Source organism: Pseudomonas sp. H3_D04 (assembly GCF_054669175.1).
Genome location: NZ_CP162801.1, coordinates 5924777 through 5941700 on the forward strand (window position 1 = coordinate 5924777; position 16924 = coordinate 5941700).

The 16924-nt window shown below is 59.4% G+C and carries 13 protein-coding genes; 7 read left to right on the forward strand and 6 right to left on the reverse strand.

The annotated features are described in order from the left end of the window. The first annotated feature begins 77 nt into the window (after positions 1 to 77). Together hexR and AB4N91_RS27230 are read left to right on the forward strand one after the other, a co-directional pair. Complete coding sequence (gene hexR / locus AB4N91_RS27225; protein WP_008027445.1) at positions 78 to 944, forward strand: transcriptional regulator HexR; 867 nt, start codon at positions 78 to 80, stop codon at positions 942 to 944. 251 nt (positions 945 to 1195) lie between these two features. Then, positions 1196 to 1405, forward strand: a complete 210-nt coding sequence (locus tag AB4N91_RS27230) for a PA3496 family putative envelope integrity protein (protein WP_010465375.1) — start codon at positions 1196 to 1198, stop codon at positions 1403 to 1405. Here AB4N91_RS27230 and AB4N91_RS27235 read toward each other — a convergent pair. Beyond that, positions 1347 to 2309 (reverse strand): LysR family transcriptional regulator, encoded by a 963-nt coding sequence (locus tag AB4N91_RS27235; RefSeq protein WP_010465374.1) that lies wholly within the window; start codon positions 2307 to 2309, stop codon positions 1347 to 1349. The genes AB4N91_RS27230 and AB4N91_RS27235 overlap by 59 nt on opposite strands. A gap of 190 nt (positions 2310 to 2499) precedes the next feature. Between AB4N91_RS27235 and AB4N91_RS27240 the strand changes: the two genes are divergently transcribed. Beyond that, entirely contained in the window at positions 2500 to 3915 is a 1416-nt protein-coding gene (locus tag AB4N91_RS27240; RefSeq protein ID WP_010465373.1) for an acetyl-CoA carboxylase biotin carboxylase subunit, read from the forward strand. Positions 3916 to 3926: 11 nt separating this feature from the next. Then, positions 3927 to 5735, forward strand: a complete 1809-nt coding sequence (gene oadA / locus AB4N91_RS27245) for a sodium-extruding oxaloacetate decarboxylase subunit alpha (protein WP_010465372.1) — start codon at positions 3927 to 3929, stop codon at positions 5733 to 5735. A 134-nt stretch (positions 5736 to 5869) separates the two neighbouring features. Here oadA and AB4N91_RS27250 read toward each other — a convergent pair whose 3' ends face one another. Together AB4N91_RS27250 and AB4N91_RS27255 are read right to left on the reverse strand one after the other, a co-directional pair. After that, entirely contained in the window at positions 5870 to 8236 is a 2367-nt protein-coding gene (locus AB4N91_RS27250; protein WP_460111932.1) for an autotransporter outer membrane beta-barrel domain-containing protein, read from the reverse strand. A gap of 200 nt (positions 8237 to 8436) precedes the next feature. Further along, the gene (locus AB4N91_RS27255; protein ID WP_460111933.1) at positions 8437 to 11400 is read right to left on the reverse strand and encodes an autotransporter outer membrane beta-barrel domain-containing protein; all 2964 of its coding nucleotides are present in this window, start codon (positions 11398 to 11400) and stop codon (positions 8437 to 8439) included. 232 nt (positions 11401 to 11632) lie between these two features. On the opposite strand from AB4N91_RS27255, the gene AB4N91_RS27260 reads away from it, so the two are divergent. Continuing rightward, complete coding sequence (locus tag AB4N91_RS27260; RefSeq protein WP_460111934.1) at positions 11633 to 12985, forward strand: HipA domain-containing protein; 1353 nt, start codon at positions 11633 to 11635, stop codon at positions 12983 to 12985. Beyond that, positions 12982 to 13260, forward strand: a complete 279-nt coding sequence (locus tag AB4N91_RS27265) for a helix-turn-helix domain-containing protein (protein WP_083375432.1) — start codon at positions 12982 to 12984, stop codon at positions 13258 to 13260. The genes AB4N91_RS27260 and AB4N91_RS27265 overlap by 4 nt, the downstream gene beginning before the upstream one ends. Before the next feature lie 227 nt (positions 13261 to 13487). Here the strand turns inward: AB4N91_RS27265 and AB4N91_RS27270 are convergent, their stop codons facing one another. The 3 genes from AB4N91_RS27270 to AB4N91_RS27280 are packed head-to-tail and all read right to left on the reverse strand — an operon-like array spanning position 13488 to position 15256. Further along, a complete protein-coding gene (locus AB4N91_RS27270) occupies positions 13488 to 14159 on the reverse strand; it encodes a GNAT family N-acetyltransferase (RefSeq protein WP_460111935.1) in 672 nt (223 codons plus the stop codon). A gap of 17 nt (positions 14160 to 14176) precedes the next feature. Beyond that, positions 14177 to 14623 carry a GNAT family N-acetyltransferase gene (locus AB4N91_RS27275; RefSeq protein ID WP_102594425.1) on the reverse strand — a complete coding sequence of 149 codons (447 nt, stop codon included), beginning with the start codon at positions 14621 to 14623 and terminating at the stop codon, positions 14177 to 14179. Positions 14624 to 14632: 9 nt separating this feature from the next. Beyond that, complete coding sequence (locus AB4N91_RS27280) at positions 14633 to 15256, reverse strand: FMN-binding negative transcriptional regulator (protein ID WP_102594424.1); 624 nt, start codon at positions 15254 to 15256, stop codon at positions 14633 to 14635. Positions 15257 to 15346: 90 nt separating this feature from the next. Here AB4N91_RS27280 and pdxR point away from each other — a divergent pair, with 90 nt between their 5' ends. Further along, positions 15347 to 16897, forward strand: coding sequence for a MocR-like pyridoxine biosynthesis transcription factor PdxR (pdxR, locus tag AB4N91_RS27285; RefSeq protein WP_460111936.1), 1551 nt, complete (start codon positions 15347 to 15349; stop codon positions 16895 to 16897). The last annotated feature ends 27 nt before the right edge of the window (positions 16898 to 16924 follow it).

Genomic DNA, 16924 nt, shown 5'->3' on the forward strand with positions numbered 1-16924 from the left:
CAAAAAGCCGATTCATGTAGTATAACTACAAGCTTGCTACATCTCCGGCCCCTGCCAATAACAAAGAGTCCAGACCTTTGAATCTGCTGCAACACATCGCCCAGTCACGCCACCTCTTACGCAAGTCGGAGCTCAAGGTCGCCGACCACGTGCTGCTTGATCCGGCGGCGGTGATGCACAGCTCCATGGCCGACCTGGCCCATAGCGTGGGCATCAGTGAGCCGACCATCGTGCGCTTCTGCCGCGCCATCGGTTGTTCCGGTTTCCAGGACTTGAAACTCAAGCTCGCGCAGAGCCTTGCGGCAGGTGCGAGTTTTGGTCAGTTTGCGATCCATGAAGACGATTCGGTCGCGGACTACAGCCTGAAAATCTTCGACACCACCCTGCACACCTTGATGGAGGTTCGCGAGAAGCTCGATCCGGTGGAATTGCAGAGGGCTGTGTCGCTGATGTCCCAGGCCCAACGCGTCGAGTTCTACGGCTTTGGCGCGTCGGGCGCGGTGGCGGCGGATGCCCAGCACAAATTCTTCCGTTTGCTGCTGACTGCGGCGGCGTATTCCGATCCGCACATGCAGGCGATGTCTGCGGTCACCTTGAAACCGACCGATGTGGCGATCTGTATTTCCCAGTCCGGGCGTTCCAAGGATTTGTTGATCACCGCTAACCTGGTGCGCGAGAGCGGCGCCTCGTTGATCACGTTGTGCCCGAGCCAGACGCCGTTGGCCGAGCTGTCGACCGTCAACCTGGCGATTGATGTGCATGAAGACACTGAAATCTACACGCCGCTGACCTCGCGTATCGCTCACCTGGTGGTGATCGACGTATTGGCGATGGGCGTGGCCATGGCGCGCGGGCCGAGCCTGGTCAACCACCTCAAGAGCGTCAAACGCAGTCTGCGCAGCTTGCGGCTGTCGCCCAAATCAGTGAAAGCCCTCGACGACTGATAATGGCTGGAATTGTGGCGAGGGAGCTTGCTACCGCTGGGCTGCGGAGCGGCCCCAAACCATTCACAGCGATGTTCTGACCAATCGCATCAGGCTCATTACGACGGCTGTGCAGCCGGGCGGGAGCAAGCTCCCTCGCCACAGGTTCGCGGTCAGTCTGCGAGTTTCATCGTTCTGTAACCCACCCGCCGCCAAACCGTCATCCCTCGCGCCTATCTTGAAACTCCCGTAATCGCCTTGGGAGACTCGAAATGGCCCAGCCCTACGAAGAACGCAACAGCGCCGTCAAAACCCGTCGCCAGCAAGAAGACCAGCGCCGCATGGAATTTCGCCGCGCCATCGAAGATCGCTGCGAGCGCCGCCAGTTGCTGGCCGAGATCGGCGATTTTTCTGATCTGGAACTCAACTACTGGCAGGCAGCTCCCGCAACTTCCCGTCGAAACGCTCAACCAGGGCGCTGATCTGCACCCGTTCGCTGCGGATAAACGCAAGGAATGCGTGGGCCACCGGCGACAGCCGTTTGGCCTTGGCCTGCACCAGGCACCAGCTGCGGTACAGCGGCAGTTCTTCGACCGGTAACTCGATCAATCCGCCGGTCGCCAACTCAAGGTTCAGGGCGTGGCGCGTCAACAGCGCGACGCCCAGACCCGCCAGCACACATTCACGCTGGGCTTCGGCCGATGAGACCTCCTGCGTCTGGTTGAAGTGCACGCGCTTCTCTTTGAAATACTCTTCGCACGCCATACGCGTTCCAGAGCCGGGCTCGCGCAGCAGCAGGGTGTAAGGCTCGAGGTCTTGCAGGCGCAGCGGCCCCATGTGACACAGCGGATGGTCCGGTGGCGCCACGGCCACGATCGGGTTGTTGAGGAACGGCAGAAACTCCAACCCCATGTCCTGCGGCACCATGGACATGATCACCAGGTCGTCGCGGTTATCAGACAATCGACGGATCACCTGCCCTCGGTTGACCACCGTCAGTTGCAGATTCACCTCCGGATGCTGACGCTTGAACGCAGCAAACAAGTGCGGGACGAAATACTTTGCGCTGGATTCCACCGCCAGTTTCAGCTGTCCCTGCAACGATCCCTGCATGTCCGACAGCTGCATATCGAGGTTTTCCAGGCGCCCGAAAATGTCTCGACTGGCACGCTGTAGTGCTTCGGCGGCTTCCGTCATGTAGAGTTTTTTGCCGACGTAATCGAACAAAGGCTGACCAATCAGCTCCTCAAGCTGACGAATCTGCAAGCTGACGGCCGGTTGGGTGAGGGACATTTCATCGGCTGCCCGGCTGTACGACCTCAAATCACAGACCTCATTGAAGATCTGCAATTGACGCAATGTCATACGCATCAATGACTTACGCATTTTATAAGCACTCTCGCCACAAGCTGATGGATCAACTATAAGTCTTTACTTATGGCTAACCCAATTATTAATCATTTTTGTTAATCCCTTGTGGGGGCTAGTGTGGGGCTGCGACTAAGTCGAAACATTTAGTCACGCGTCGACCTGGTCTAGCAGGTCGTGGGTACCACCGGCTCAAGGGAACCTCCAAGTGATAAAAAAGATCCTGATCGCCAACCGTGGTGAGATTGCCGTACGAATCGTGCGTGCCTGCGCCGAGATGGGCATTCGCTCGGTCGCGATCTATTCCGACGCCGATCGCCATGCCTTGCATGTGAAGCGTGCGGATGAGGCCCACAGCATCGGTGCCGAGCCATTGGCCGGTTACCTGAATGCGCGCAAGCTGGTGAATCTGGCGGTCGAAACCGGTTGTGATGCCTTGCATCCCGGCTATGGTTTCCTGTCGGAAAACGCTGAGCTGGCGGACATTTGCGCCGAGCGCGGCATCAAGTTCATCGGTCCATCGGCTGAAGTGATTCGCCGCATGGGCGACAAAACCGAAGCCCGTCGCAGCATGATCAAGGCAGGCGTACCCGTCACCCCGGGGACCGAAGGCAACGTTGCGGACATCGCCGAAGCCTTGGTCGAAGGTGACCGCATCGGTTATCCGGTCATGCTCAAGGCCACGTCCGGTGGTGGTGGCCGGGGTATTCGTCGTTGCGACAGCCGTGAAGAACTCGAACAAGCCTTCCCGCGCGTCATTTCCGAAGCCACCAAGGCCTTCGGTTCGGCGGAAGTGTTCCTGGAAAAATGCATCGTCAACCCGAAACACATCGAAGCACAGATCCTCGGCGACAGCTTTGGCAACGTGGTGCACCTGTTCGAGCGTGATTGCTCGATCCAGCGCCGTAACCAGAAGCTCATCGAAATCGCGCCAAGCCCGCAACTGACCCCGGAACAGCGCGCCTACATCGGCGACCTGTCTGTGCGCGCAGCCAAGGCCGTGGGCTACGAGAACGCTGGCACCGTGGAGTTCCTGCTCGCCGAGGGCGAGGTGTACTTCATGGAGATGAACACCCGGGTGCAGGTGGAACACACCATCACCGAAGAAATCACCGGGATCGACATCGTCCGTGAGCAGATCCGCATTGCGTCCGGCCTGCCGCTGTCGGTGAAACAGGAAGACATCCAGCACCGCGGTTTCGCGCTGCAATTCCGGATCAACGCCGAAGACCCGAAAAACAACTTCCTGCCGAGCTTCGGCAAGATCACCCGTTACTACGCGCCCGGCGGCCCCGGCGTGCGCACCGACACGGCCATCTACACCGGCTACACCATTCCGCCGTTCTACGACTCCATGTGCCTGAAACTGGTGGTGTGGGCGCTGACTTGGGAAGAAGCAATGGACCGTGGCTTGCGCGCCCTCGACGACATGCGTCTGCAAGGGGTCAAGACCACCGCCGCGTACTACCAGGAAATCCTGCGTAACCCTGAATTCCGTAGCGGCCAGTTCAATACCAGCTTCGTTGATAGCCACCCTGAACTGACCAACTACTCGATCAAGCGCAAACCCGAAGAGCTGGCCCTGGCCATCGCCGCCGCCATCGCCGCCCACGCAGGCCTGTGAGGAATATAAGAATGAGCAAGAAGATCTTTGTAACCGACACCATCCTGCGCGACGCCCACCAATCGCTGCTCGCCACCCGCATGCGCACCGAAGACATGCTGCCGATCTGCGACAAGCTCGACAAAGTCGGCTACTGGTCGCTGGAATGCTGGGGCGGCGCGACTTTCGACGCTTGCGTACGCTTCCTCAAAGAAGACCCGTGGGAGCGTCTGCGCCAACTGCGCGCCGCGCTGCCTAACACGCGCCTGCAAATGCTCCTGCGTGGCCAGAACCTGCTGGGCTACCGCCATTACAGCGACGATGTGGTCAGGGCTTTCGTCGCCAAGGCCGCGGTCAACGGCATCGACGTATTCCGCATCTTCGATGCCATGAACGATGTGCGTAACCTGCGCGTCGCCATCGAAGCCGTAAAAGCGGCCGGCAAACATGCCCAAGGCACCATCGCGTACACCACCAGCCCGGTGCACACCATTGACGCGTTCGTGGCTCAAGCCAAGCAAATGGAAGCCATGGGTTGCGACTCGGTGGCGATCAAGGACATGGCCGGTTTGCTGACGCCATACGCCACCGGCGAACTGGTCAAGGCGTTGAAATCCGAGCAATCGCTGCCGGTGTTCATCCACTCCCACGACACCGCTGGCCTGGCCACGATGTGCCAACTCAAGGCCATCGAAAACGGTGCCGACCACATCGACACCGCGATCTCCAGCTTCGCTTCGGGCACCAGCCACCCAGGCACCGAGTCGATGGTCGCCGCCCTTAAAGGCAGCGAGTTCGACACCGGTTTGAACCTGGAGCTGCTGCAAGAGATCGGTCTGTATTTCTACGCCGTGCGCAAGAAATACCACCAGTTCGAAAGCGAGTTCACCGCAGTCGATACCCGTGTGCAAGTCAACCAGGTACCGGGCGGGATGATCTCCAACCTGGCCAACCAGCTGAAAGAGCAGGGGGCCCTGAACCGCATGGCCGAGGTGCTGGCCGAAATCCCGCGAGTTCGTGAAGACCTTGGTTTCCCGCCGCTGGTGACCCCGACCTCGCAAATCGTTGGCACCCAGGCGTTCTTCAACGTGCTGGCCGGCGAGCGCTACAAGACCATCACCAACGAAGTGAAGCTCTACCTGCAAGGCGGCTACGGCAAGGCGCCGGGCACTGTGAACGAGAAACTGCGTCGTCAGGCGATTGGTAGCGAAGACGTGATCGACGTGCGTCCGGCCGATTTGCTGAAGCCGGAAATGACCAAGCTGCGTGCCGAGATCGGTGCCGTGGCCAAGTCTGAAGAAGACGTGCTGACTTACGCCATGTTCCCGGACATCGGCCGCAAATTCCTCGAAGAACGCGCGGCCGGCACCCTGACGCCAGAAGTGCTGCTGCCGATTCCTGAAGCCGGCGGTGTGACCTCGGCCGGTGGTGAAGGCGTGCCGACCGAGTTCGTCATCGACGTCCACGGCGAAACCTACCGCGTCGACATTACCGGTGTTGGCGTCAAGGCTGAAGGCAAGCGTCACTTCTATCTGTCGATCGACGGCATGCCGGAAGAAGTGGTGTTCGAACCGCTCAACGAATTCGTCAGCGGCGGCAACAGCAAGCGCAAGCAAGCCACAGCTCCGGGCCACGTCAGCACCACCATGCCGGGCAACATCGTCGACGTGCTGGTCAAGGAAGGCGATACCGTGAAAGCCGGCCAGGCCGTGCTGATCACCGAAGCGATGAAGATGGAAACCGAAGTCCAGGCGGCCATCGCCGGTAAAGTCACCGCCATCCATGTGGCGAAGGGCGACCGGGTGAACCCGGGCGAAATCCTGATCGAGATCGAAGGCTGAGATAACAGCCTCGATACACCGTTTTAAACCTCGGGGGGGCATGTGCTCCCCTTTTTTTTGCCCGCAGTTTCGCGTTTGAACATGTGGGAGCGAGCCAGCTCGCTCCCACTGGGACTGGGTGAATCAATGGTTGATCAGAACGCCATCCGCCACTGGCCCATTACGCCGTGATTGCGGCTGTCAGTGCCGATCTCGCCGTTAAGGCCGACCCCCAACGTATGTTTCGCTGACAAGCCAAGGTCCAGACCTGTATCAACCAGCAAGCTGTCACGGTCCAGCGGCGCACCGGAAACGGTGAAGTTCTTTCCGCCCGTTGCCAGTCGCTGACGGGTGTCGATGTCGATATCCCCGTAGGTGTGTTTCCAGCCGGCACTGAACCTCGGGGTCAGTTGCATGCCGTTATCCAGGGTGTTGATCTTCGCCAGTCGCAGGCCGAACGTGCTGTTGAGGTTGTTCTGGGTCTGGCCGTGGACTTTCAACGCTGCCGCGCCACCTTTTTCCGTGTAACCGTCGCGCTGATAGCGTTGGTAGCCAAGGCTGGCAAAGGGTTCGATGCTGACATTGGCTCGACCCAGGTTGTAACCCACTTCCGCGAAGGCCTGCTGGGTGCTGGCAGCATAACGGCCTTCGGGGCGGTCGCTGAAACCGTTGAAGGCAACCCGACGTTTAGTGCTGGCGTCGTGATTGCTGTAGGTCGCGCCCAGACGCAGCGACATGGGGCCGCTCTGGCGCAGGGCATAGGCGCCCAAGTGCCAGCTGTCGAGATCGCCGTCTAGTTCGCGGCTGTCCAGGCGAGTCTCAGACTTGCCGCCCATCACACCGACACGCCATTCCTCATCGACACCCCAATCTGCGCCCAGAACGAGGCCTTTGGTCGACGTTTGCAGAGCGTAGTGGTCGCGATCCAGCGTTCCACCGTGTCCCAAGGCTTGCAGCCAGACCCTGCCGTTTTCCGGGCTGCCGGCGGCGAGTCGTGGCGAGTTGGAACGGTTGCCGCGTGGGTTGTACGCGCTGGCGCGGTCCAGTTGGCGCATGGTCGAGAGCAAGGAGGCGCTGACAGGGCTGTCGCTGTTGAGGGTTGCCTTGGCGAGGTTGGCATTGCTGTCACCGGCCAGTTGCTCAAGAGCGTAGGTGGCAGTGGATTTGTCGGTGGTGAGCAGGGCGGTGACGGCCGCATTGGACGCGCTTGTTTTAGCCGTCGGCTCGGCCACGCTTTGGCCAAACGCTCGAGCATTGTCGTCTGCGGCGAAATCCTCTATCGGTACTTCATTGCGAGCGTAGTTGAGCACCACATCAGTCTTGGAGTAAGACAGCTTCGGCGTCATGTACGCCAGATTGCTCGTGACGCTACCGAATTTGCCTTCCACCAGGCCGGCTTTCAGCACTGTGTAATCACTGCTGTCGGGATAGTTGCCCGGCAGTGCAGCAACCTCCAGTGAGGCATTTTCAAGCGCTGCAATACCTTCGACGATGATGGTGGGAGGCTTGCCGGTAGCCGTTACGCCGTAGGAGAGCGTGGCACCCTCTGTGAATATCAGGTCTCCTTTGATGCGTGGAGCGCCAAGCCGCTCGCTGACCTGCAATGTACCGTCTACATAAAGATTGCGTACTTCACCTTGGCCACCGTAGCGCCCCCCTTCGCGAACAATGGCATCACCCGCGATGCTGCCCATGTTGAACAGCGTTGCGCCGTCCAATACCTCGGCTCCGCGGTCGAAGTCGTCTTTACCCGTCAAAGACCAAGCGCCTTGCGCGACTCGCAACCCGGAAAAGTTACTGGTTTTGTCGAGTACGCCGCCCTCGGGGGAGTCGAGCAGTAGTGCGTTTTTCCCACCACCGCCCTGAATTTCTCCTGCAAAGCTGACACCGCTACCGATGATAAGAAGGTCATCTCCCATCCCCAGTGTCAGTGAGACGCCGTCGATGCTTTCGTACCGCCCTGCTGCAGTGGTGCGCTTGACGCCATCGGCATTTGAGAATTCGTCGAACGTCATCGGTAAATCGTTATCTACCGTTTCGAGCGGGACATCATTGTTCCCGGGTAACTCGTAAAGAGGCTCTGCTGGATCGATGGGTTCCGTGGTAGCGGCTACAGGTGGAGCAGGATTCGCTGGCACCTCAGCCGAAACCGGGCCGGGTTCGCCTTCCAGTGTTGCGGGCGATGGCGGTGGGAGCGAATCGTCGGCAGTTTCGGGAAAGTCGTAAAGGTGCGCTGCGAGATCTACAGGTTCCGGGGCAGCCGAATCAGTTGGCGGCTGAATTACCGGTTCTTGGGGCTTTAGTGAAGCGGGTTTGACGGCATGCTGCATCGGACCAATGAAGTTCCTGATCGCCAAAAGATCATCACTTTTTCGCCAAGCGGTTGTTCGAGCTTTTTTGTCGGGCGCTTCGACAGCCGCATCAATCTCTGGTTGCTGAGCCATCGATACATCGATGCAGCCAAGGGAGAGGGCGATCGCCAGGGCGAGTCGATGCGGGCGATAAGTGGACGGCGTGGGCATTGAATTTGACCTTGTTTTTGAGAAGGTCAAACTCTAGGAGGGAGCGCTGGTCCTTGAATGCCGGGCGTTTCCGGCATTTTTGAAGGGCCATGGAAATTCGGTTGTAGCAAAAATCCTACTCCGCAGATTACGTGTGCATTGGCCTTCACACGGCGGAGTATTTGCCTACAACCTTTCCGGACTGGTCTGTTTTTTACGGATCAGAAACTCATCTGCCACTGCCCAATCACCCCATGATTGCGGCTGTTGCTCCCCATCTCTCCGCTGTACCCAATCCCCACCGAATGCCGCGCCGAAATGCCCAGGTCCAGCCCGGCTTCCAGCACCAGACTGTCACGGTCCAGTGAACTGCCATCAACGCTGAACGCCGTTCCCCCGACCACAAAAGCCTGACGCGTCGAGTTACTGACATCGCCATAGGTGTGCTTCCAGCCTGCGGTCATACGGGGCGTCAGGCTCATGCCGTTCTCCAGCGAACTCAGGTGCGCCAGGCGCAGGCCGAAGGTGCTGCTGAAGTTGTCCTGGGTTTGTTTGTCGACTTGAAGTGCGGCGGCGCCGCCTTTTTCCTGGTAGCGGTCGCGGTGATAACGCTGGTAGCCGAGGTTGGCAAACGGCTCGGCACTGAGTCGACCGCTGCCCATTGCGTAGCCCAGTTCGGCGAAGGCCTGCTGGCTGTCGGCGTCGTAATCGCCTTTTGGGCGGTCGCTGAAGCCGTTGAAGGCCACCGTGCGTTTGCTTTCACCCTGATGACCGCTGTACGCGGCGCCGAGGCGCAAAGCGAAGGGACCGCTTTGGCGCAAGGCATAGACGCCGGCGTGCCAGCTCTCGACACTGCCATCGACTCCCGTGGCATCCAGATCTGTTTTCGAATAACCGCCCAGAACACCCAATCGCCATTGTGGATTGAGCGCCCAGTCGGCCCCGAGCACGCTGCCTTTGGTGCGCTGCTCCAGGCCGCTGCTGCCATGCTCGCCATCGAGCTTGCCGTAGCCGCCGATGGCTTGCAGCCATAGTCGGCCTTGGGCGTTCGGGTCATTGAGGTTGCGGGCTTCAGAGGGAACGCCAGCGGCGGCGAGTACTGGGGTGTCGCGCTGATCCAGGCCGACCAGCAATCCTGGCCCACCGCCCATTTGCTGCATCGCCGACAGCATGCTGCTGCCGATCTGGCTGCTGGCGCTGAGGGTGGCGCTGGTCAGGTTGGCGTTGCTGGCGCCGGCGAGTTGCTCGATCGCCGCGCCGGCCGTGGCGCTGGTGGTGTTCAGCAGTGCGTTGTAGAGCGCGTTATTTTTGCCCATCGAGGCCAGGCTGTTGGCGGCGTTGCTGCCGTTACCCGTGACGGCGAACTGGTTGAAGGCGACATCGTTGCGCGTGTAGGTCAGGTCGACTTGTGTCGGGGTGTAAGCGAGGGTCGGCGTGATGAACGCGTAGTCGCTGGTGACCTTGCCGAAGGTGCCGTTGATGTTCGCGGCTTGCAGGACGGTGTAGTGGCTCTGCCACGGATAAGTGCCGCTGCCAGGGTTCACCGCCAGGGTTGAGCCGTTCAGGTTGGCTAAGCCGCCGACCTGGATCGGCGCGCTGCTGCCATCGGCATTGACGCCGTAGGCCAGGGTCGCGCCGCTGCCCATGGTCAAGTCGTGGGTGATGGTTGCTGTGCCGAGTTGAGTGTTGGTCCGTAACGTCCCGTTGACCAGCAAGTTGCCGACCGAACCACCACCGGCATATACACCGCCCGCATCGACGGTCAAAGTGCCAGCGATGCCGCCTTGGTTGATCAGCGTTGCACCATTGCGCACCGCGCCGCCGTCGCTGAAATCACCGCTGCCGGTCAGCGTCCAGGCCCCGTGCCTGACCTCCAGCCATTCGAAGTTGCGACTCGCACCGAAATGTCCGCCCGCCGCGTCGTCCATCACCACGCGGTCGTCACCGCTGCCGCCGTCGACCATGCCGACGAAGCGGCTGCCATTGCGCACTGTCAGGTTGTCGTTGCCGCCGCCCAAGTCCAGCGCCAGGCCATTGCTGCCGCTGATCGTGCCGCCGTTGATCACGCTGTCATCGAACCCGCCGACGAACTTCACGCCGAATCCGTCGAGGCCCTGAATGGTGCCGAAGTTTTCCAGCGTGGTCGCGGCCACGCCCGAACCGCCGCTGCCGTCGTCCACCAAAATGGCGCTGTTGGCGCCGCTGATCAGCGCCCCGCTGGCGTTCAACACATAGCCGCCACCCAACGCGATGCCTTCGCTGCCGTTGGCGAACCCCCCCTTGTCGACACCGCCGGCACCGACACCTTGAATGGTGCCGTAGTTTTCGATGTGGGCGAGCTTGTCGATGTCCACGCCATCACCGTCGCCATTGGGTTGCAGGCCCGAATAAGCACCGGTAATCGTGCCGTGGTTGATGACGGTGCCGTCGCCATCGGAGCCGAAGCCCGAGCCATTGCGGCCGGTGATTTGACCGTAGTTGGTGAGTGTCGCGCCCAGGTCAGTGGTGATGCCATGGCGGCCACCGGAAATGCTGCCGTAGTTGGTCACCGTCACGCCGGTCGCGGTGTCGATGTCGATACCGTCGAATTTGTTGTCAGCGATTCGAGCGTCGCCGGTAGAGATCTCGCCATAGTTGGTGATTATCGCGTTGGCGCCGGTCTTCATGCCATCGCTGGCGTCCCCGCGAATCAACCCGCCTGCGCGGTTGATGATCGTCGTTTTGACCCCGGCACTGCGCAGCGCATCCAGGTCCAGCCCTTGGCCGGTGGTCGAGCGGATAATGCCGCTGTTGTCGATCAGCAAGCTGCCGCTGGCGAAGTTGCTGTCGATGCGCAACGCGTCGTTGAAACCGAGAATCTGCCCACCCGCGCGGTTATAAATGCTGTAGTTGCGTGCCTGGGTCAGGTCACCGCTGCTGTCGATCGCCCGGCCGCCGGTCGAGATGATCCTGCCCGAGTTATCGATCACCACACCCACGCCGCTGGTGCTGTCTTTCAGGCTCACTGCCTTGCCAGCGTTGGTGATGCTGCCCGGCGCTAAAATCGTCAGCGTGTCTGCGCCGCCGAGGGTTTGCGCAGCGGTGGTCGGCGTGTCGATCTGCACATTCTTGAAGGGTGCGGCGTGGGCGCCAGTGCTGATCAACAACGCGATGCTGAGTGCCAGGCGCTGGGGGGAGAAGGGCATGTGAGACGGCCTTTTTGTTATAAGCGGGCCGTCTTGTATAGCGGAGGGTTTTTACAGAATGATGTCTGCGCGCCCCCCTGTATCTGCATTATTTTGCATTCTAAAACGGCTAATCGTGATCTATCTGCATTTTAATGCGTTTAAGCGTAGGCCTGGAGCTTCACAAACGCACTATAGTGCACTCAAGGCTTAAGAAATCCTCAAGAAATGCATTTATGCAGGTGCTGATGGCATGTACGACCTGACTTTACAGATTTTCATTACAGGGAAATGGCACGACGCCATGGTCTTGAGCTTCGACAGCCCTGAAAAAGGATTCGAAAGTCGATGTAACTTCGGCTACGCAACACCTTATCTCATCGAAAATATTGAGGACATCGGAGCTCCATTTGCCAAGGCGGTGAGTGCCAGGTTTCCCCTTGAATGGGAGGGCAAGCGATCCAGTGCACCAGCATTTCTGCACGATATTGCTCCTTCCGGTGCAGCCAAGAGATTTCTTCTGGCGCGCATAGGTCGCGACAAGCCTGCTGATATCAGTACTGATCTTTATTTAGTGGCCAGAAGCACTCCGGCACCGATTGGCAATATGCGCATAAAGGAGTCCGTCGAGGCGGTAGATCAGCGTGAGGCTATAGGGTTTAAACGCCAAGAGGTCATTAGTCGTGATAACCGGTTTCTCGAATATGCCTATGAGCAAGGCGCCGCTATTGGTGGAGCAACGGGGGCGGGTGGCGAGGCGCCCAAACTTTTGTTAGTTCAGGGTAAGGATGGAAATTTATACCCGGACGCAGTATTGGACGACGCAGACGTTACCCAGCACTGGTTCGTGAAGTTCTCTCGCAACAAAGGAAACAGGAACGATCAAGATATCCTCAGAAGCGAATACCACTACTACAAAGCACTACAGAAACTAGACATCGAGACGGTGGCAGAACAGGGCTTGGCGTTGGAAGAGGCGACCAAACCTAGTTTGTGGATGCAGCGTTTTGACCGACAAGTAACCCCTCAGGGGGTCGAGCGTTTTGCCGTGGAGTCGATCTATTCTTTGGCGCAAATAACCACGCCCGGTAGCGCAATGGACCACATGGAGGTTATCCGGCTACTTGCGAGACTCTGGCGTGAAGCGGGGCAGACGGACCAAATCCCGAATCTTGTTGCTGACTACCTGCGTCGGGATCTGATCAATAAAATCCTCGGCAACTCAGATAACCATGGCCGCAACACCGCAATCCTTCGGGACACAGCTTCGTTTCGTTTAGCACCGATCTATGATCTGGCGCCTATGGTGATGGACGACGAAGGTGTGACACGCACTACCAAATGGCCAAAAGAGCTGGAGAGAGCGGGTGACGTTGATTGGCGTGGCGTATGTCGAGCATTGGCTGACATTGCCGATCCAAATGATCCATTAGCTGCGGTGAGTGACGCGTCGAATTCTTTCGAACGATTGCGCGAGGATGCCAAACATCTGGCAGCACTCCCCGACATTTTGACCGCCAGTGGCTTGCCCGACGCAACAATGAATCACCCGCGAATTGCCTTGAAAAATCTGGAGCAGCGTTTGAAAGAGTGGGACCTGAAATGAGCATGACCGTGGCCGAGCGTACTGTACTCATTGAAAGTATCCAGGAAGGGCTGGCTCAAGGCACTCTTGAGATAGGCGAGGCAGTTCGTCGATTACGAGTAGAGGCCACAGGGCTGCACCAGACCCAATTCGCAAAAATGTGCAAAATTTCGGTGCGCACGCTGGTACATATCGAGCATGGGGAAGGGAATCAAACGTTGAAATCGCTGAATGCCGTGTTCAAGCCGTTTGGACTGAAGATGGGTGTAGTGCGGATTCGGCGAGACTTGAACTAAGAAAACTCAAGCTCCGCTTTTGCTTAATGGGTGTAGCAACGGACTGAAGTTGCGGGTATGGGCTTCATTCATAAATGCGCCTGCATTTCGCCAATGTTGATTGAGGACGGTTGTGATACTTCAGGTTCGCTGGGCTGGAGGCGGGATTTAGCGAGGCGTTAATGAACATCCAAAACTTCGCGGGCGATCCGGCTCGCCCGCGAAGCCGTACGTCCAGACTCTGAAAGCTACCCGCGGCACTCGACCAGTGTTTTCACCTGCCCGGACTCCGTCTGGTTTTCATCGGATAGCCACTGCTCAAACCCCGCGCCAATCGCCGGCCATTCTGAATCCAGAATCGAATACCACGCCGTATCCCGGTTCTCTCCCTTGACCACCATGTGCTGACGGAACACGCCTTCAAAACTGAACCCAAGCCGCTCGGCCGCGTACTTGGAGCGGGCGTTGCCGTTATTGCATTTCCACTCCAGGCGCCGGTAGCCCAGTGCAAAGGATTCCTTGGCCAGCAAGTAAACGGCCTCGGTGCTTTTCGGCGAACGCTGCATCGGCGCGCCGAAGGTGACGTGGCCGATTTCGATGCGACCTTGGGCCGGGACGATCGACATCAGACTCAGGAGGCCCTGTACATCACCGCTGGCACGGTCGATCACGCTGAAGAAATACGGGTCGCTGTTGGCCGCATGGTTGTTCAGCCAATCATTGAAAGCGCTACGCTCCGGGAAAGGGCCGTAAGGCAGATAGTCCCAGAGTTTCGGGTCTGATCCCGGGCCTTGCAGGGCTTTCCATAAACCCTCGGCGTGACGCGACGGGTCGAGTTTTTCCAGGCGGATGAAACGCCCTTCGATGGTTTGAACCGACGGCGCCGGGGCGCCTTTCCAGTCTGCGAGTGAAGTCGACATAGTGTTCTCCTTGAACCTTAAAGGGCTTTGCGAAACTGGATGAAACCGGGGCGTTCGGCGATGCGCTCGTAGAGCTGGATCGCGGTGGCGTTGGTTTCGTGGGTCAGCCAGTGGACCTTGCAGCAACCATCCGCTTTGGCGGTGGCGTACACAAATTCGATGAGCTTGCGGCCGATGCCGGTGCCCCGGGTTTGCGGCGTTACCAACAAGTCTTGAAGGTAGCAGGAGTTTTCGATACTCCAGTTCGAGCGATGGTAGATGAAGTTCACCATGCCGACCGCCTTGCCATCGACCCAGGCCAACGCCGAGTGAGTCGGTTCATTCGGGTCGAGCATGCGCTGCCAGGTGCTGTCCGTGACCGCATCGGCCAATTCGGTGTTGTAGAAGCGCAGGTAGGCTTGCCACAGCGGCAGCCAGGCGGCGTGATCGTCTGCGCTGACCGGGCGAATTTCAATCTGACTCATGATCATTCCTTAACGCATCAAGTGGGCGAGGGCCTGGTCATGCACATCAGGGCTGGCGGCGAGCCCCTCGCGCACACCGGCGATGTCTGCAGCGCTGCGGTTCTGACTGAGCTTGCGCTTGCCTTCCAGGCGCTGGATCGGCAGGGCAAACCCGACGATGGCTTTGAGCATGCCGTCGATGTAGTCGGCGGGCGCGTCGGTGACTTTCCACGACTGCTGGCGACTCGCTTCGTGACGATCGGTCAGCGCACTCACCAGGTTGAGCAGGCGATCGGCCTCGGTGAACACGTCGGCGGTTCCGTAAGCGTGCACGGCGACGTAGTTCCAGGTCGGCACGACTTTGCCGTGCTCGGCTTTGCTCGGGTAAAACCCCGGGCTGACATAAGCGTCGGCACCGGCAAAAATCACCAGGGCTTCTGCGCCGTTCTGCAGTTCCTTCCACTGGGGATTGCCCCGGGCGAAGTGGCCGTAGAGGGTGCCATTCGGGCCCTGCTCAGGATTGAATAACAGCGGCAGATGACTGGCTTGCAAACCTTGCTCGCCGTGGGTGACCACCATGGCGAGACGCGTGTCGATTATCTGCTGCTGCAGTTCATGCAAATCTTTGATGGCAAAGCCGCTGGGGTTGTACATGGAAATATTCCTTGGCGAATGCATCCATCCTAGGCAGGCTATTGGTCTGTTGTAAGAGCCATTAATGACCAATTTCGTAGGTCCATTGTCATGAGCGGAACGTCGCTTTCGTTGTCCTTCAACCCCGCGGGTATCGAACTCGACCGTCGCCAAGGTCTGAGTCGCCAGCTCTATCAGGCCTTGCGCCTGCGGGTGCTCGACGGACGACTGGCCAGTGGCACGCGATTGCCGGCCACCCGGGATCTGGCGGCGGCGTTGGCAATTTCCCGCAACAGTGTGGTGCGGGCCTACGACCAGCTCTATGCCGAGGGGTTTATCGAAGGGCGTGTCGGTGACGGGACTTACGTCGCGCAATTGCCTCAAACCGCGGCATCCGGAAAAAAATTATCCACAAAAGTATCCACAGGGTTGTCAACAGGTTTACCCACAGCCTTATCCACAAATTGGCTGGATTTACCTGTGATTTCATCCAGTAAAGTTATCCACAGTGGCGCGTTGGGGCGCGTAGAAAAGAACCATTTGGCCCTGCCGCCGAGCGGTCCGCCGCGGGCTTTTCGGGTGGGTGTTCCGGCGTTCGATCTGTTTCCTTTCGAGGTCTGGGCCAAGCTGAATGCCGCTTTCTGGCGTAAACCGGATTTACAGCAACTGTGTTATGGCGATCCGGCGGGGGACGAGCGTTTGCGCGGCATGATCGCCGCGTATTTGCGCAGTTCACGAGGGATGCAGTGTTCGGCTGAGCAAATAGTGATCACCAGCGGCGCGCAGCAGGGGATTAGCCTTTGTGCACAGCTGCTGGTGGAACCGGGCGATGGGGTGGCGATCGAGAATCCGGGGTATCGGGCGGCAGGTCATGCCTTCGCCGTGGCCGGTGCGCGATTGCATGGCGTGGCGGTGGACAGTGAGGGCATCGACTGCCACGAATTGAATGGCCTCAGCGATTGTCGACTGGCGTATGTCACGCCGTCGCATCAATACCCGACCGGGGTGGTGATGAGCCTGGCGCGACGTCTTGAGTTACTGGCCTGGGCCGAACGTACCCAAGGCTGGATCGTCGAGGACGACTACGATGGCGAATACCGCTACAGCGGCGCGCCACTGGCCCCGTTGGCCGCACTCGACCGGCAGGGCCGGGTTTTGTACGTCGGGACGTTTGGCAAAGTTGCCTTCCCGGCGCTGCGCCTGGGTTACCTGGTGTTGCCACCAACGCTGGTGCAGGCGTTTTCGCAACGTCGAGCGGTGGACGTCCGGCACTCCGAGGTCAGTACCCAAGCGGTCATGGCCGAGTTCATGGCTGCCGGGCATTTCCAGCGGCATATCCGCCGCATGCGTCGCGCGGCCCTGAGCCGGCGCGATACCTTGCTGGCCGGTTGGCCGCGGAATATTCCCGGCATCGGCAGCCTGCCCAGTGTCGCGGCAGGGCTGCATCTGACCGTGGCGGTCGACTCACAGGCCCGCGAGCGCGAGCTGGTGGAGCAGGCGGCGAGTGTCGACGTCGAGATCAATGCCCTGAGCGGTTATTGGTTGCCGGATTCGACAACACCTATGGACCAGCGCGCGGGGCTGGTCCTGGGTTTCGCGGCGGTGCCCGAGGCGGCCATCAGCGCCGCGCTCGGGCGACTGGAAAAGGTCTGGCGTCCTTAGGTGGGGGCAATGACGAGGCCGGGAAAG

Coding starts and splice junctions, on each gene's coding strand:
- AB4N91_RS27235 (WP_010465374.1), bottom strand. CDS start 2,309: ATGCGTAAGTCATTGATGCGTATGACATTGCGTCAATTGCAGATCTTC.
- AB4N91_RS27265 (WP_083375432.1), top strand. CDS start 12,982: ATGAGCATGACCGTGGCCGAGCGTACTGTACTCATTGAAAGTATCCAG.
- AB4N91_RS27260 (WP_460111934.1), top strand. CDS start 11,633: ATGTACGACCTGACTTTACAGATTTTCATTACAGGGAAATGGCACGAC.
- oadA (WP_010465372.1), top strand. CDS start 3,927: ATGAGCAAGAAGATCTTTGTAACCGACACCATCCTGCGCGACGCCCAC.
- pdxR (WP_460111936.1), top strand. CDS start 15,347: ATGAGCGGAACGTCGCTTTCGTTGTCCTTCAACCCCGCGGGTATCGAA.
- AB4N91_RS27250 (WP_460111932.1), bottom strand. CDS start 8,236: ATGCCCACGCCGTCCACTTATCGCCCGCATCGACTCGCCCTGGCGATC.
- AB4N91_RS27280 (WP_102594424.1), bottom strand. CDS start 15,256: ATGTACAACCCCAGCGGCTTTGCCATCAAAGATTTGCATGAACTGCAG.
- AB4N91_RS27275 (WP_102594425.1), bottom strand. CDS start 14,623: ATGAGTCAGATTGAAATTCGCCCGGTCAGCGCAGACGATCACGCCGCC.
- AB4N91_RS27255 (WP_460111933.1), bottom strand. CDS start 11,400: ATGCCCTTCTCCCCCCAGCGCCTGGCACTCAGCATCGCGTTGTTGATC.
- AB4N91_RS27230 (WP_010465375.1), top strand. CDS start 1,196: ATGGCCCAGCCCTACGAAGAACGCAACAGCGCCGTCAAAACCCGTCGC.
- AB4N91_RS27270 (WP_460111935.1), bottom strand. CDS start 14,159: ATGTCGACTTCACTCGCAGACTGGAAAGGCGCCCCGGCGCCGTCGGTT.